At 72.8% G+C, this 16,237-nt stretch carries 11 protein-coding genes; 6 read left to right on the top strand and 5 right to left on the bottom strand.

The window, feature by feature from the left end; all coding sequences use genetic code 11:
• Window positions 1–39 precede the first annotated feature (39 nt).
• From ACZ4YY_RS06125 to ACZ4YY_RS06115, 3 genes are all read left to right on the top strand, one after another.
• Window positions 40–2,439: a Tex family protein gene (locus ACZ4YY_RS06125; RefSeq protein ID WP_468284284.1), complete on the top strand. Its 2,400-nt coding sequence runs from the start codon at window positions 40–42 to the stop codon at window positions 2,437–2,439.
• A 49-nt stretch (window positions 2,440–2,488) separates the two neighbouring features.
• The gene (locus ACZ4YY_RS06120; protein WP_468284282.1) at window positions 2,489–3,052 is read left to right on the top strand and encodes a putative glycolipid-binding domain-containing protein; all 564 of its coding nucleotides are present in this window, start codon (window positions 2,489–2,491) and stop codon (window positions 3,050–3,052) included.
• Window positions 3,053–3,261: 209 nt separating this feature from the next.
• Window positions 3,262–3,846 (top strand): mycothiol transferase, encoded by a 585-nt coding sequence (locus tag ACZ4YY_RS06115; protein WP_468284280.1) that lies wholly within the window; start codon window positions 3,262–3,264, stop codon window positions 3,844–3,846.
• Here ACZ4YY_RS06115 and ACZ4YY_RS06110 read toward each other — a convergent pair.
• Window positions 3,741–5,381 carry an ABC-F family ATP-binding cassette domain-containing protein gene (locus ACZ4YY_RS06110; RefSeq protein ID WP_468284278.1) on the bottom strand — a complete coding sequence of 547 codons (1,641 nt, stop codon included), beginning with the start codon at window positions 5,379–5,381 and terminating at the stop codon, window positions 3,741–3,743. The genes ACZ4YY_RS06115 and ACZ4YY_RS06110 overlap by 106 nt on opposite strands.
• Window positions 5,382–5,469: 88 nt before the next feature.
• Between ACZ4YY_RS06110 and ACZ4YY_RS06105 the strand changes: the two genes are divergently transcribed.
• Window positions 5,470–6,444 (top strand): NAD(P)/FAD-dependent oxidoreductase, encoded by a 975-nt coding sequence (locus ACZ4YY_RS06105; protein ID WP_468284276.1) that lies wholly within the window; start codon window positions 5,470–5,472, stop codon window positions 6,442–6,444.
• A 13-nt stretch (window positions 6,445–6,457) separates the two neighbouring features.
• Here the strand turns inward: ACZ4YY_RS06105 and ACZ4YY_RS06100 are convergent, their stop codons facing one another.
• A complete protein-coding gene (locus tag ACZ4YY_RS06100) occupies window positions 6,458–8,401 on the bottom strand; it encodes a Xaa-Pro dipeptidyl-peptidase (protein ID WP_468284274.1) in 1,944 nt (647 codons plus the stop codon).
• A 200-nt stretch (window positions 8,402–8,601) separates the two neighbouring features.
• Here ACZ4YY_RS06100 and ACZ4YY_RS06095 point away from each other — a divergent pair, with 200 nt between their 5' ends.
• A complete protein-coding gene (locus tag ACZ4YY_RS06095) occupies window positions 8,602–10,170 on the top strand; it encodes a M1 family metallopeptidase (protein WP_468284272.1) in 1,569 nt (522 codons plus the stop codon).
• A 181-nt stretch (window positions 10,171–10,351) separates the two neighbouring features.
• Here the strand turns inward: ACZ4YY_RS06095 and ACZ4YY_RS06090 are convergent, their stop codons facing one another.
• Window positions 10,352–11,266, bottom strand: coding sequence for a PfkB family carbohydrate kinase (locus tag ACZ4YY_RS06090; protein WP_468284270.1), 915 nt, complete (start codon window positions 11,264–11,266; stop codon window positions 10,352–10,354).
• Window positions 11,267–11,596: 330 nt separating this feature from the next.
• Window positions 11,597–13,063 (bottom strand): amino acid permease, encoded by a 1,467-nt coding sequence (locus ACZ4YY_RS06085; RefSeq protein ID WP_468284268.1) that lies wholly within the window; start codon window positions 13,061–13,063, stop codon window positions 11,597–11,599.
• A 257-nt stretch (window positions 13,064–13,320) separates the two neighbouring features.
• On the opposite strand from ACZ4YY_RS06085, the gene ACZ4YY_RS06080 reads away from it, so the two are divergent.
• The gene (locus ACZ4YY_RS06080; protein ID WP_468284266.1) at window positions 13,321–14,034 is read left to right on the top strand and encodes a MerR family transcriptional regulator; all 714 of its coding nucleotides are present in this window, start codon (window positions 13,321–13,323) and stop codon (window positions 14,032–14,034) included.
• Window positions 14,035–14,047: 13 nt separating this feature from the next.
• Here the strand turns inward: ACZ4YY_RS06080 and ACZ4YY_RS06075 are convergent, their stop codons facing one another.
• The gene (locus tag ACZ4YY_RS06075; RefSeq protein WP_468284264.1) at window positions 14,048–16,225 is read right to left on the bottom strand and encodes a 3-hydroxyacyl-CoA dehydrogenase NAD-binding domain-containing protein; all 2,178 of its coding nucleotides are present in this window, start codon (window positions 16,223–16,225) and stop codon (window positions 14,048–14,050) included.
• Window positions 16,226–16,237 lie beyond the last annotated feature (12 nt).

The following is a 16,237-nucleotide window of genomic DNA, read 5'->3' as shown; positions in this document are numbered from 1 at the left end:
ATTGCCGCGCAACCTCAGTGGAGAAGGCGGTACGGGATCGTGACGACACCCGGGTCCATCGAAGTAGGGTCCATCGAAGGCAGGATCGCCGAGGAGCTCGGCGTACGGGAGCGGCAGGTGAAGGCCGCCGTGGAGCTGCTCGACGGCGGCTCGACGGTGCCTTTCATCGCCCGCTACCGCAAGGAAGCGACCGAGATGCTCGACGACGCGCAGCTGCGCACGATCGAGGAGCGGCTGCGCTACCTGCGGGAGCTGGAGGAACGCCGGACGGCGATCCTGGAGTCCGTGCGCGAGCAGGGCAAGCTCACCGGCGAGCTGGAAGCGCGGATCCGGGGTGCGGAGACCAAGGCGCGCCTCGAGGACATCTACCTGCCGTACAAGCCCAAGCGGCGGACGAAGGCGCAGATCGCGCGGGAGGCCGGGCTGGAGCCGCTGGCCGAGGGCCTGCTCGGCGACCCTGGCGTCGAACCGCTCGCGGCGGCCGCCGCCTTCGTCGACGCCGGCAAGGGTGTCGCGGACCCGCAGGCGGCGCTGGACGGCGCGCGGGCGATCCTCACCGAGCGGTTCTCGGAGGACGCCGACCTGATCGGAGAGCTGCGCGAGCGCATGTGGGTGCGCGGGCGCCTCGTCGCGAAGGTACGGGAGGGCAAGGAGGAGGCGGGCGCGAAGTTCGCCGACTACTTCGACTTCGCCGAACCGTTCACCGAGCTGCCCTCGCACCGGATCCTGGCGATGCTGCGCGGTGAGAAGGAGGAGGTCCTCGACCTCGTCCTGGAGCCCGAGGAGGCGACGGAGGGACCTTCGTCGTACGAGGGGATCGTGGCCCACCGGTTCGGGATCGCCGACCGGGGCCGCCCCGCCGACAAGTGGCTGGCGGACACGGTCCGCTGGGCATGGCGCACCCGCCTCCTCGTGCACCTCGGCATCGACCTGCGCCTGAGGCTGCGGACGGCCGCGGAGGACGAGGCGGTCGACGTGTTCGCGGCGAACCTGCGCGACCTGCTGCTGGCCGCCCCCGCGGGCACCCGCGCGACCCTGGGCCTGGACCCCGGCTTCCGTACGGGCGTGAAGGTGGCCGTGGTGGACTCGACCGGCAAGGTCGTCGCCACCGACGTCATCTACCCGCACGTCCCGGCCAACAAGTGGGACGAGGCGATCGCCAAGCTGGCGCGGCTGGCGAAGGAGCACGCGGTCGAGCTGGTCGCGATCGGCAACGGGACCGCGTCCCGCGAGACCGACAAGCTCGCCGGCGAGCTCATCACCCGGCACCCCGAGCTGAACCTCACCAAGGTGATGGTGTCCGAGGCCGGCGCCTCCGTGTACTCGGCGTCCGCGTTCGCCTCGCAGGAGCTGCCGGACATGGACGTGTCGCTGCGCGGCGCGGTCTCCATCGCGCGCCGGCTCCAGGACCCGCTGGCCGAGCTGGTGAAGATCGACCCGAAGTCCATCGGCGTCGGCCAGTACCAGCACGACCTGTCCGAGGTGAAGCTGTCGCGTTCGCTGGACGCGGTGGTGGAGGACTGTGTGAACGGCGTCGGCGTCGACGTGAACACGGCGTCCGCGCCGCTGCTCTCGCGGGTCTCCGGCATCACCTCCGGCCTCGCGGAGAACATCGTGGCGCACCGGGACGCCAACGGGCCGTTCACGTCCCGCGCGGAGCTGAAGAAGGTGCCGCGGCTCGGCCCCAAGGCCTACGAGCAGTGCGCGGGCTTCCTGCGGATCCGCGGCGGCTCGGACCCGCTCGACGCCTCCAGCGTGCACCCGGAGGCGTACCCGGTGGTGCGGCGGATGGTGAAGACGTCCGGGCAGGAGGTGGCCTCGCTCATCGGCAACACGTCGGTGCTGCGCTCGCTGAAGCCGGCCGAGTTCGTGGACGAGACGTTCGGTCTGCCGACGGTGACGGACATCCTCAAGGAACTGGAGAAGCCCGGGCGCGACCCGCGGCCCGCCTTCAGGACGGCCACCTTCAAGGACGGCGTCGAGAAGATCTCCGACCTGTCCTCCGGGATGGTCCTGGAGGGTGTCGTGACGAACGTGGCGGCGTTCGGCGCGTTCGTCGACGTCGGCGTCCACCAGGACGGTCTGGTGCACGTGTCCGCGATGTCGCGGACGTTCGTGAAGGACCCGCGGGAGGTCGTCAAGCCCGGTGACATCGTCAGGGTGAAGGTCCTGGACGTCGACATCCCGCGCAAGCGGATCTCGCTGACGCTGCGCCTGGACGACGAGGCGGCCCCCAAGGGCGGCTCCGGCGAGGGCCGGCCGCAGCGCGGGGGCGGGCGTCCGCCGCAGCAGCGGCAGCAGTCCGGCCAGCGCGGCGGGGCCGGTGGCCAGCGCGCCGCCGGCGGCGGTGCGCGTCAGGCTCCGGCGCCGGCGAACAGCGCGATGGCCGACGCGCTGCGCCGGGCGGGGCTGCTCGACCCGAAGAAGGGCCGCGGCTGAGGGGGCGGGCCGGGCCGCGGCCCGGCCCGTCCGCCCGTATGGTGACGGTATGACCACATCCCGTGTCCTCACCTGGAACGTCACGGCGAACGGCGGCTACGAGACCGCGTGGACCGAGGCCGGCGACGGCGTGCTGCGGGCGCGGGGGCGCGCGGTCGGGACGGCCCCGGAGCCGTACTGGGTCACGTACGAGCTCGACACCGCCGACGGGTTCGTGACGCGACGGCTGACCGTGACGGTGGAGACCGCCGGACGCACCCGCTCGCTGGACCTGCGGCACGACGGGCGCGGCGGGTGGACGGCCGACGGGGAGCGGCTGCCCGGTTTCGAGGACGCCGTCGACTGCGACCTCGGTTGGTGTCCGCTCACCAACACGATGCCGGTGCTGCGGCACGGGCTGCACCGGGGGCCGGGCGAGCGGCGGTTCCTGATGGCGTGGGTGTCGGTGCCCGGGCTGACCGTGCGGCCGTCGTGGCAGACGTACACGTATGCCGGGCCGGGTGAGCGGGGCGCTCGGGTGCGTTTCGTCTCCGGGACCTTCAGGAGCGACATCGAGTTCGACGAGGACGGCTACGTCGTCGACTACCCGGGGCTGGCGACGCGCCTCGGCTGAGAACCGGTGAAAGCCGCTTGCGACGATCTCGAGGCGGACAGACTGGTCGCCCGACCGGACGGGATCCCAGGACGGACCTCCACAAGGCCTTCAGGACACCCGCACCATGCCGCTCAGGGCCTCCAGGACGCGCCGCCCGCGGCCGAAGCCCGACGGGCTGTCGGAGTACGACGTGCGACGGCCCATGACGCCGACCGGCACGAACCTGCTTGGGGCTCGTCAAACACCTGGCAGGGGCGGAGGCGCTGTACTTCGGCGCGGCCTTCGGACGTCCGTTCGCAGGCACGCCGCTGTGGATCACGGGGGACGCCGAGCCGAACACCGGCCTGTGGGCCCGGGCCGACGAGAGCCGGGAGGAGATCGTCGGGCGGTACCGGGGGGCGTGCGCGTCCGCGGACGAGACGATCGCCACGCTGCCGCGGGACGCTGTCGGCCGGCTCCCGGGGGACGAGGCGACCGCGCTGACGCCGCATCGCGTCCCCGCCCACATGGTCGCCAAACGCACCGGCACCCCGGGCACGCCGACATCGTCGGGAGCTGATCGACGGCGCCACGGGGCAGCGGCCGGGCGGCGCGGACACGCCGGAGGGCGACGCCGGGTGGTGGGGCGCACCACGAGCGGGTGGAGCGGTCGGCCGGGCAGGCGGGCGGGCTCGGGCAGGGCCGCCTGCCGTGTCGGTGAGGCCGTCTACCGTTCGGTCACCTTGCCGTGGGCGACTTCCAGGCGGCGGGTGACGCGCACCGCGTCCAGCATGCGCCGGTCGTGGGTGACCAGGAGCAGGGTGCCCTCGTAGGCGTCGAGGGCGGACTCGAGTTGCTCGATGGCCGGGAGGTCGAGGTGGTTGGTCGGCTCGTCGAGGACGAGCAGGTTGACGCCCCGGCCCTGGAGCAGCGCCAGGGCGGCCCTCGTCCGCTCCCCCGGTGACAGGCTCCCCGCCGGGCGCAGCACATGGTCCGACTTCAGACCGAACTTGGCCAGGAGGGTGCGCACCTCGGCCGGTTCGGTGTCCGGGACGGCCGCGCCGAACGCGTCGAGCAGTGCCTCGGTGCCGTGGAACAGCCTGCGGGCCTGGTCGACCTCGCCGACCAGGACGCCCGAGCCGAGGGCCGCGTGCCCGGCGTCCAGCGGGACGCGGCCGAGGAGCGCACCGAGCAGGGTCGACTTCCCGGCGCCGTTCGCGCCGGTCACCGCGACCCGGTCGGCCCAGTCGACCTGGAGCGACACGGGACCCAGGACGAAGTCGCCGCGTCGGACCTCGGCGTCCCTCAGCGTCGCCACGACCGCGCCGGAGCGGGGGGCGGCCGCGATCTCCATGCGCAGCTCCCACTCCTTGCGCGGCTCCTCCACGACGTCCAGGCGTTCGATCATGCGCTGGGTCTGGCGGGCCTTCGCGGCCTGCTTCTCGCTGGCCTCGCTGCGGAACTTGCGGCCGATCTTGTCGTTGTCGTTGCCCGCCTTGCGGCGCGCGTTCTTCACGCCCTTGTCCATCCAGGAGCGCTGCATCTGCGCACGCTCCTGGAGGGCGGACTTCTTGTCGGCGTACTCCTCGTAGTCGTCGCGGGCGTGCCGTCGGGCCACCTCGCGTTCCTCCAGGTAGGCGTCGTAGCCACCGCCGTAGAGGTTGATCCGCCGCTGGGCGAGGTCGAGTTCCAGGACCTTGGTGACGGTGCGGGTGAGGAACTCGCGGTCGTGGCTGACGACGACGGTGCCGGCGCGCAGGCCGGTCACGAAGCGTTCGAGGCGCTCCAGGCCGTCGAGGTCGAGGTCGTTGGTGGGCTCGTCGAGGAGGAAGACGTCGTAGCGGGACAGCAGAAGGGAGGCGAGGCCCGCGCGGGCGGCCTGACCGCCGGACAGGGACGTCATCGGCTGGTCGAAATCCACGCCGAGGCCGAGAGCGCCGGCGACCTCCTCCGCCCGCTCGTCGAGGTCGGCGCCGCCGAGGCCGAGCCAGCGCTCCAGGCTCGTCGCGTACGCGTCGTCCGCGCCCGGCGCCCCGTCGACCAGGGCCTGTGTGGCCTCGTCCATGACGCGCTGGGCCTCGGCGACGCCGGTGCGGCGGGCGAGGAACTCCCGCACGCTCTCACCCGGCCGGCGTTCCGGTTCCTGCGGCAGGTGGCCGACGGTCGCGGTCGGCGGGGAGAGCCTCAGCTCGCCCTGCTCTGGCGCGGTGAGTCCGGCGAGCAGCGTCAGCAGGGTGGACTTGCCGGCGCCGTTGGCGCCGACCAGCCCGATCACGTCCCCGGGGGCGACGACGAGGTCGAGTCCGGAGAAGAGGGAGCGGTCGCCGTGGCCGGCGGCGAGGTTCTTGGCGACGAGAGTGGCGGTCACAGACCGTGGATCCTAGTCGGCGCGCGGTCCGGGCGTCGCGGCGGTCGGCCCGTCGCCCCTCGGGGGCGTCGTCGGTTACCGTCCGGACGTGGACGTTCAGGGAACTGTCGGGCAACGGGAGGGCGCCGAGGTCGTCGTGGTCGGCGCCGGCGTCATCGGGCTGGCGACGGCGGTCGTCCTCGCCGAGCGGGGCCGCCGGGTGCGGGTGTGGACGCGGGATCCGGTGGAGCGGACCACCTCCGCCGTCGCAGGGGCGCTGTGGTGGCCGTACCACGTCGAGCCGCTCGCGTCGGCGCGCGCGTGGGCGCTGCGCTCGCTGGAGGTGTACGAGGACCTGGCCGGGCGGCCCGAGGAGACCGGGGTGCGTCTGGTCGAGGGCGTCATGGGCGGGGCGGACCCGGCCGACGTCGAGCGCTGGACGGCGGGCCGGCTGACCGGGCTGCGCCGTGCCACGGCCGAGGAGTGCGGCGGCGAGCCGGGGGTGCGGGCACGGCTGCCGCTGATCGACATGACGGTTCACCTTCCCTGGCTGCGCCGGCGGTTGCTGCGCGCGGGCGGCACGGTCGAGGAGCGGACCGTGTCCGACCTGGCGGAGGCCGACGCCCCGGTGGTGGTCGACTGCGCCGGGCTGGGCGCGCGCGAGCTGGCCCGGGACCCGTCGGTGCGGCCCGTGCGGGGGCAGCTGGTCGTCGTGGAGAACCCGGGGATCCGCACCTGGATCGTGTCCACCACCCCGGAGGGTGAGATGGCCTACGTGTTCCCGCAGCCCGGGCGGCTGGTTCTCGGCGGCACCTCCGAGGACGACGTGTGGTCGCCGGAGCCGGACCCGGAGGTGGCCGAGGCGATCGTGCGGCGCTGCGCCGCACTGCGGCCGGAGATCGCCGGGGCGCGGATCCTGGAGCACCGGGTGGGGCTGCGGCCCGTACGGCCCGCGGTGCGGCTTGAGCGCACGGCCCTGCCCGACGGGCGGGTGCTGGTCCACCACTACGGGCACGGCGGGGGCGGGGTGACCGTGGCGTGGGGGTGCGCGGAGGAGGCGGCCGGGCTGGCCGCCCCCTCGTAGGCGCGGTCGGGCGTCAGGGGATCCGCTGCGTGGTGCGCGGTGCCCGTACGCCGTCCAGCGGCGCCGGCGCGGGCGCGGTGGCCGTCGATCCGGCCGTGGCGGCGGCGAACGCCCCGGCGCCGCCGACGAAGGGGACCCGGGCCGAGGTGCGGGACAGGTCCAGGGTGAGGGTCGGGGTGTCGGCGGGCGGGTCGATGAGGTCCTTGTCGGTGCCCGCGACGATCAGCGCCAGGCGGTGGCCGGCGGGTACGACGTGGTCGGTGGCCGCCAGGTCGAGGGTGATCGTGTAGGCCTTGCCCGGGGTCAGCGGGACGCCCTTGCCGGGGTCGGCGTGGGTGCCGAGGTCGGCCCAGCCGCGGCTGACGACCGTGTGCTCGACGTCGGTGGTCCGCGACTGGGTCTCCTTGAAGCAGGCGCTGTCGCCGGCGGTGCTCGCGCCCCAGCAGGTCCGGTCGGTGAGGGTCGTGATGCCCTCGCCGCTCGCCGCGTAGTCACGGATGGTGTCGGGGCCGAGGTCGACGAGGACGGCGGTCAGGTGGGCCGTCGGGGTGGTGGGCGTGGCCGTGACGGTGACCCGGGAGGATCCGGACAGGCGCAGGTCACGGGTGAGGGGGCCGGTGACGAAGCCGGCCTTGTCGGAGGTCGGGGTGTCGATCCGGGCGGCCCAGTCGGTCTCGCCGAGCCGGGGGTCGTCGGTGAAGGTCGCGGTGCCGTGGCCGGGGCGCACGCCGAGGGTGCCGACGCCGGGTGTGTCGCCGGGGGACGGGCGCAGGGTCGCCGCCCGCGTGCCCGCGGGGGGCCAGACCTGGGAGGTCACCCACCGGTCGGGGTGACGTTCGATGTCGGCCATGGGCTCGCGGTCGATGCCGTTGTCGTAGCCGAGGAGTTCGTGGTCGAACCAGCGGTGCAGGGTGTCGACCCAGGTGGCGCGGCGGAAGTCGAAGGGGTCGACGTGACCGGTCTGGGAGAGCCAGATCTTGCGCTGCACGCCGTTCTTCGCGAGGGCGTCCCACCACGGCCCGACGTGCTCCATACGGACGTTGAGGTCCTGCAGGCCGTGGACGAGGAAGACGCTCGCCTTCACCTTGCCCGCGTTCCTGACGTAGTCGCGCTCGGTCCACAGGCCGGTCCAGTCGCCGGTGCGCGGCGCCCCGTCGACGAGTTTCCGCTGGACGGCGGCGCACCGGGCGCGGGCGTCCGGGCTGTCGACGTAGTCCGAGAGCCAGTCGGGGCCGGAGTCGTACAGCGGGGCGCCCTGGCTGAAGTAGTAGTCGTACCAGGAGGAGATGGCGCTGATCGGGACGATGGTCTTCAGGCCCTTGACGCCGGTGGCGGCGACGCCGTTGGCGATGGTGCCGTCCCAGCTCTTGCCGATCATGCCGGTTCTGCCGTTGGTCCAGTCCGCGGTGGCGGTGGTGGTTCCGGTACGGCTGGTGTAGGCCTTGGCGCGGCCGTTGAGCCAGTCGACGACGGCCTTCGCGGAGAGGACGTCGGAGCGGCCCCCGACGTCGACGCAGCCGTCGGAGCGGTTGGTGCCGGCCAGGTCGACGCCGACGACGGCGTACCCGCGGGGCACGAAGTAGTTGTCGTAGAACAGCGGCATCCCGACGATGTGGCCGGCGGCGTCGTACGTCTTCCTCTGGCTCTCGTTGCCGCGTCCGCAGCACGAGTAGTAGGGACTGGCGTCCATGATGACGGGGACCTTGCGGCCCCGTTCGGCGGGTTCGCGGGGGCGGACGATGTCGACGGCGACCCGGTCGGTGCGGCCGTCGCCGTCGCCGTCGAGGCCGGTGTCGACCCAGACGGCCTCGCGTACGGCGTGCTCGTAGGAGTGGACGGGCTTGCTCTCCCGCGGGCCGGCGTGGGCTGCCGCCGGGGTGAGGAAGGCGGCCATCAGGGCGGTGACGGCGGCGGCCGCGAGCGGTCTCCAGACGGTTAAGCGCGTGCGTGTCGGCATGCGCGGGACGCTACAGCGGTCAACTCCCGTGCAGAAGAGGGCCGGTGGGCACCGACTGCGACCCGAACGCACCCGGGGGCAGGGATCGGCCATGACGGCCGAATGGCGATCGTGTGACAGCGGTGGCCGTGGGCAGGTCCTGGGGACAGGGAGTCCATAGGCTCCGAACAGACCTCGTGCCCCTACGACTTGGAGCTTTCGTGCACCGCAGAATCATCGCGCCGGGCGCCCTGGCGGCCGCGACCGTCCTGCTGGCGATCCCGGCATCGGCCGCGAGTGTGTCCCCCGGCGCCCCGGGCATCGGCGATCCCTACTACCCGGCCTACGGCAACGGCGGATACGACGTCTCCCACTACGACCTGCGGCTGAGGTACCAGCCGGCCACGGACGAGTTGGAGGGGACGGCGACGATCCTGGCCCGCACCACCGAGGACCTGTCGCGGTTCGACCTGGACTTCCTGCTGGACGTCGGCGAGGTGCGGGTCAACGGCGTCAGGGCGGCTTTCACGACGTCCGGCGAGCACGAACTGCAGATCACGCCGAGGACACCGCTGGCCGCCGGCACGGCGGTCACGGTGGTGGTGCGCTACCGCGGCGTCCCGTCCTCGAAGCAGGCGTACGGGTTCACCAGTTGGCACCGCACCCCGGACGGCGGGGTCGCCGCCAACGAGCCCGAGGCGGCCTGGTGGTGGTTCCCGAGCAACGATCACCCGCTGGACAAGGCCACCTACGACGTGTCGGTGCAGGTGCCGGACGGCAGTCAGGCCATCTCCAACGGAACGCTCCAGTCGACGACCTCCCGGGCCGGCTGGACCCGGTACGCCTGGCGGTCGAACAAGCCGCAGGCGACCTATCTGGCCACGCTCGCCGTGGGGAGGTTCGACCTCACGACCGGCCGGACGGAGAGCGGCATCCCGGTCGTCAACGCCTACAGCAAGGACCTCGGCGACCATGCGGGCGCGGCGCGCGCGAGCATCGAACGGACCGGGGAGATCGCCGACTGGCTGGCCGGGTACTTCGGGCCCTACCCCTACGACGCGCTGGGCGGGTACGTGCCGAACGTCACCACCGGGTACGCGCTGGAGACGCAGACGCGGCCCTTCTACAGTCCGCGGCAGTTCGCGAACGGCTCCAACACCTCTGTGGTCGTGCACGAGTTGGCCCACCAGTGGTACGGCGACCTGGTGTCCGTCGCCGCCTGGAAGGACATCTGGATCAACGAGGGCTTCGCGCGCTATGCGCAGTGGCTGTGGTCCGAGCACGAGGGCGAGGGCACCGCGCAGGAGATCGCGGACTACGTGTACGCCTCGCGTCCGGCCGGCGACCCGTTCTGGACGGTGCGGCCCGGTGACCCCGGCCCGGAGAACCAGTTCCACCTCGCGGTGTACGACCGGGGCGCGCTGGCCCTCCAGGCGCTGCGCAACGAGATCGGGGACGAGGCGTTCTTCGCGATCCTCAAGGGCTGGCCGCAGAAGTACGCGCACGGCAACGCGACGGTCGCCGACTTCCGCGCCTACGCGGAGGAGGTGTCGGGCAGGTCGCTGGGCGCGCTGCTCGACACCTGGCTGTTCCAGCCGTCGAAGCCGGCGGCGCCCGCGGCGGCGGAGGCGTCCGTCGCCCGGACCTCGGCCGCCGTGCGGCAGCCTAGGTCGTGGAAGAAGATCGCGGCGACGAACGGGGTGCACGCGCACGAGGACGCGCACGGGCACGACGCGGACGGGCACGACGCGGACGCGCACGGGCATGACGGGGACACGCACGGGGACTGACCGTCCGGCGGGTGGTTCAGGGGGCCTTGCACGATGAGTGCCTGATCAGGCCGCGTGGTCCGGTGCCGCGCATCGCAAGGCGCCGGAGAGCCCTCGCAGCGGAGCTACCCGGGCTCTCCGGCAACACGGACGAGGTGCGGTGCCGGGCCGCGCGGCCGGACGGGCGCAGTGCAAGGACCCCTCAGGAGGCGAGGCTCTGCTGGGCCGCCCGGGCGAGGAGGTCCGTCCGGCCGATGGCGTCGGTCTCCGTCGAGGGGACCGTGCACGCGTGGGCGCCGGCCACCGCGCCGTACCGGGCACAGGTGCGGGGTGGTTCGCCGGTGAGGCGGCCGTAGAGGAAGGCCGCGGCGAAGGCGTCACCGGCGCCGTTGCTGTCCACCACCGGTGCGGGCGGCGTCACCGCCGGCACATGGGTCAGCTCGCCGTCGCTCAGCAGGTACGCGCCCTCGGCCCCCGCGGTGGCGACGACCACCTCGGCCCGGCCGCGCTCCGCGATGGCGCGCATGGTGCGCTCGGGGTCGGCCAGGGCCGTCGTGGAGAGGAAGACGACGTCGGCCGCGAGGGCGAACGCCTCCTGGTAGGCGTTCTGCCCGTCCCAGTTGTGCAGGTCGGTGGAGATGCTCGCGCCGGCCGCGCGCAGGACGGGAAGGGCGTGGGCGCAGGGCTGGGTGATGGAGACGTGGACGTGGCGGCTCGACTCGGCCAGGGGCCGCAGAACCTCCGGCGGGAACCGGTCGTCCGGACGGGAACGGCTGCTGTCGTACAGCGACAGGCGCCGGCCGTCGGGGCCGACCAGGTTCACCGCCCGCTTGGTGCCGGCGGGCTGCGGCAGCGCGGTGAGGGCGATGCCGCGGTCGCGGTGCAGGGCGCGCACCAGGTCGCCCTCGGGGTCGTCGCCGAGGAAGTCGAGGTGGTGCGTGCGCAGCCCCAGGGCGTGCAGCGCCAGTGTGACGAAGTCCCCGGTCTGGCCCGCGCGGGGGCGGATCCCGCTGTCGATCATGTAGCTGTCGGCGTACGGGAGCGGCAGCTCCGGCACGTACACGATGGTGTCCACTCCCGCGCCGCCCAGCACGAGAACGTCGGTGTCACGGCTCAACTCCGGCCCTCCCCATGGTCGTGGGCCGTGACCGCGGTACCCGTCGCACCGACCGCTCGGTGAGCAGTGGTTCGACACGGGACCACCTGCCGCCGGCCGCTCCGCAGCCTATCCGGGGCATGGGGACGCAGGCGTCGGGTTCGGCGGCCCTGTCCGCCGGCCGGGCCAGGGCGGCGTCGACGGCCTCGTGACGCACGGGGACGTCCTTGCCACCGCTGGGGGTCCCCCCGCGCGATCGAAGCCCGGCGTGGCGGGAGGAAGCCGCGCCGGCCGACTGATCTCCGACGTGACGCCACCGTGGGCGATGCCGCTGACAGCGGCCCCGGCCTGCTACTTCGTCAGGTCGGTGAGTTCCTGGTCCGTCGTTCGTCCGGTCCGGTGGCGGATCGCGAACCAGCCGCCGACGAGGGCGGCCGCGATCACCGGGACGAGCAGCAGGGTCCTGCGGCCGACCTCGGGGTCGTTCCACATCAGGCCCAGGCACGCCAGGAGGAAGACGATCGTGGCGATCTCCGTGACCGGGGTACCGGGGAGGCGGAAGGCGGGGCGGGCGACGAGGCCGGCCCTGGCGCGGCGGACGAAGACCAGGTGACAGACCATGATGATCACCCAGGTGCTGATGATGCCGAGCGAGGCGACGTTCAGCACGATCTCGAAGGCCTGCTCCGGCATCAGGAAGTTCAGCCCGACACCGAGGACGCACACGCCGCAGGTCAGCAGGATGCCGCCGTAGGGGACCTGGCTGCGGTTCATGCGGGCGGTGAACTTCGGGGCGGAGCCCGCCATGGCCATGGAGCGCAGGATGCGGCCGGTGGAGTACAGACCGGAGTTCAGGGACGACATGGCGGCGGTGAGGACGACGAGGTTCATCACGTCGCCGGCGCCGGACACGCCGATCTTCGACAGGACGGTGACGAAGGGGCTCTCGTCGGCCGAGTAGACCGAACCGGGCAGGAGCAGCGCGAGGAGGACGACCGAGCCCACGTAGAACAGACCCACGCGCCACATGATCGAGTTCACCGCGCGAGGGACGACCTTCTCCGGCTCGGCGGTCTCGCCCGCGGCGACGCCGACCAGCTCCAGCGCCGCGTACGCGAAGATCACGCCCTGCATCACGAGGACGACCGGCATGAGGCCGTGCGGGAAGACGCCGCCGTTGTCGGTGATCACGTGCAGGCCGGGCGTCCGGCCGGCGACCTCGTGCTGGGTGGCGAGCAGGAAGACGCCGACGCACATGAACGCGACGAGGGTGGCGACCTTGACGATCGCGAACCAGAACTCCATCTCGCCGAAGATCTTCACCGAGATCAGGTTCACCGCCAGGACCACGGCGAGCGCGATCAGCGCCAGCACCCACTGGGGGATGCTCGTGAACATGCTCCAGTAGTGCGTGTACAGCGCGATCGCGGTGATGTCGGCGATGCCGGTGGTCGACCAGTTCAGGAAGTACATCCAGCCGGCGACGTAGGCGCCCTTCTCCCCGAGGAACTCACGCGCGTACGACACGAAGGAGCCGGAGGACGGGCGGTACAGGACCAGCTCGCCGAGGGCCCGCACCACGAAGAAGGCGAAGACGCCGCAGACGAGGTAGGCGAGCGCCAGTGCCGGGCCCGCGTTGTGGAGGCGCCCTCCGGCGCCCAGGAAGAGGCCGGTGCCGATGGCGCCGCCGATGGCGATCATGTTGACGTGGCGGTGCTTGAGGCCCTTGCTGTAGCCGGCGTCGCCCGTGTCCGCGGGCGTCGCGGTCGCCCTGGGGTGGGCGGCGACCTCGGCCGTGTGCACGGTGTCCTTGCTCACGGGTTCTTCCACTCTCTGGTGCGCCCGGACGTGTGCGACCGGGTTTCCGTACGGTCCTGGCCAGCGGCTCCCGGGTAGGGGCACGGGCCAAGGGGGCAGCTTTCCAGGGACATGCGGGTCATGCGGTGGCCCGCGTCACAGGGCGTCGCTTCTCACAGGACCCTCACCGGATCACCCGCCCCTCCCCTCACCGTCGGCCGCGGCCACCCTCCGAACACGCGTGTCACAGCGGTGGTGGGACAGCGATACTGCTGCACATGACGATCGAGACCGAGGAGCCGACCCTTACGGTCGACGAGCTGGCCGCCCGGGCCGGGGTGACGGTGCGGACGGTCCGCTTCTACAGCACCAGGGGACTGCTGCCGCCGCCGGTCATCGGCCCGCGCCGGGTCGGTCACTACGGTCCGCGGCATCTGGCGCGGCTCGCGCTGATCGAGGAGCTCCGGCGGCAGGGCATGACGCTGGCGGCGATCGAGCGCTATCTGAACCAGTTGCCGCCCGGTCTCGACGCGCACGGCCTCGCCCTCCACCGCGCGGTCGTCGCCTCGTGGGCGCCGGAGACGGTGGAGACGGTGACGCGGGAGGAGCTGGACCGGCTGGCGGGGCGGCGGCTGACCGACGCGGACGTGGAGCGGCTGGCCGCCATGAACGTGGTCGTCGGCGAGGACGGCGCCTTCCGGGTCGACGCGGGGCTGCTGCGGCTCGGCGTCGAGCTGCTCGACGTCCCGCTGTCGCAGGAGGTGGTCCTCGCGGCGCGCGAGGTGCTGCTGGAGCACTCGCGCGCGGCGGCGCAGGCGCTGTCGCTGCTGCTGCGGGACGCGGTGGCCGAACGCGGCGCCGAGGAGGTGCGGTCGCTGTCCGCGCACATGCAGCCGCTGGTCGTGGAGGCGCTGCTGACGACGTTCCAGCGGTCGCTGCGCGAGGAGCTGCGGGTGTGGCTCGGGGAGCCGCCGGCGGACGGCTCCCCCTGACGCACGGGTCGGGTCAGCGGCCGTCGGTGAAGGTCTCCCCCTTCTCCGCCTTCTCCACCAGCAGTGCGGGCGGGGCGAAGCGGTCGCCGTAGCGTTCGGCGAGTTCCCGCGCGCGGGCCACGAACCCGGGCAGACCTCCCTCGTAGCCGTTGACGTACTGGAGCACTCCGCCGGTCCAGCCGGGGAAGCCGATACCGAAGAGGGAGCCGATGTTGGCGTCGGCGACGGACGTCAGCACGCCCTCCTCCAGCAGCCGGACGGTGTCGAGGGCTTCGGAGAAGAGCATGCGCTCCTGCATGTCCCGGAAGGGGATCTCCGCGCCCTCGCGCGTGAAGTGCTCGCGCAGCCCGGGCCACAGGCCCGTCCGGCTGCCGTCCTCGCCGTACTCGTAGAAGCCGGCGCCGCCGCTGCGGCCGGTGCGGCCGAACTCGTCGACCATGCGGTCGATGACGGCCTCGGCGGGGTGCCCGGCCCAGGTGTCGCCGGCCTCCTCGACCGCCCGCTTCGACTCGTTGCGGATCTTCCGCGGCAGGGTGAGCGTCAGTTCGTCCATCAGGGACAGCACCTTCGCCGGGTAGCCCGCCTGCGCGGCCGCCTGCTCGACGGAGGCGGGCTCGATGCCCTCCCCGACCATGGCGACGCCCTCGTTGATGAAGTGGCCGATGACCCGGGAGGTGAAGAAGCCGCGCGAGTCGTTGACGACGATCGGCGTCTTCTTGATCTGCCGGACCAGGTCGAAGGCGCGGGCGAGCGTCTCCTCGCCGGTGCGCTCGCCCTTGATGATCTCGACGAGCGGCATCTTGTCGACGGGCGAGAAGAAGTGCAGCCCGATGAAGTCGCCCTGGCGCTCGACGCCCTCGGCGAGGGCGGTGATGGGCAGGGTGGAGGTGTTGGAACACAGCAGGGCGTCGGGGGCGACGACGTGCTGGATCTCCTGGAAGACCTTGTGCTTGAGGGCGGCGTCCTCGAACACGGCCTCGATGACGGCGTCGCAGCCGGCCAGGTCCTGCGGGTCGGCGGTGGGCGTGATGCGGGCGAGCAGCGCGTCCGCCTTCTCCTGGGTCGTGCGGCCCCGGGAGACGGCCTTGGCGCACAGCTTCTCGGAGTAGCCCCTGCCCTTGACGGCCGCCTCCAGCGAGACGTCCTTCAGGACGACGTCGATGCCGGCGCGGGCGCAGGAGTAGGCGATGCCGGCGCCCATCATCCCGGCGCCGAGGACGGCCACCCTGCGGACCGGGCGGGGTGCGACGCCCTGGGGGCGGTTGGCGCCGGAGTTGACGGCCTGGAGGTCGAAGAAGAACGCCTGGATCATGTTCTTCGAGGTCTGGCCCGCGGCCAGCTCCACGAAGTAACGGGCCTCGATGACCTGGGCGGTCTCGAAGTCGACCTGGGAGCCCTCGACGGCCGCGGCGAGGATGTTGCGCGGGGCCGGGTAGGGGGCGCCGTTGGTCTGTTTGCGCAGGGTGGCGGGGAAGGCCGGCAGGTTCGCCGCGAACTTCGGGTGCGCGGGCGTGCCGCCGGGGATGCGGTAGCCCGGCCTGTCCCAGGGCTGCTGCGACTCCGGGTTGGCGTCGATGAAGGCGCGGGCCCGGGCCAGCATCTCCTCGGGGGTGGTGACGACCTCGTGGATCAGGCCGTTCTCCAGGGCGCGCCGCGGGCTGTACTGGGTGCCCTGGAGGAGGACCTTCAGGAGTGCGTCGGCGATGCCCAGGAGCCGGACGGTGCGTACGACGCCGCCGCCTCCGGGGAGCAGGCCGAGGGTGACCTCGGGGCAGCCGATCTTGGAGCCGGGGGCGTCGAGGGCGATGCGGTGGTGGCAGGCGAGGGCCAGTTCGTAGCCGCCGCCCAGGGCGGCGCCGTTGAGGGCCGCGACGACCGGCTTGCCGAGGGTCTCGATGCGGCGCAGGTTGCGCTTGATCTCCAGGCCGCCGTCGAACAGTTCCTGCGCGGTGTCGGGGGTGACGCGGATCAGGTCGCGCAGGTCGCCGCCGGCGAAGAACGTCTTCTTGGCGGAGGTGATGATGACGCCCCGGACGGTGTCCTTCTCGGCCTCCAGGCGGTCGGTGACCGCCGCGAGCGACGTGCGGAACGCCTGGTTCATGGTGTTCGCGGACTGGTCGGGGTCGTCCAGGACGAGGGTGACGAGGCCGGTGCGGTCCTGTTCCCAGCGGATGGTGGTGCTCTGTGTCATGACAGGGTCTCC

It is taken from the genome of Streptomyces sp. NPDC030143 (genome assembly GCF_055573695.1).
The sequence above is the reverse complement of the archived record's forward strand: the minus strand, read 5'-3'. Positions and strand labels throughout refer to the sequence as shown.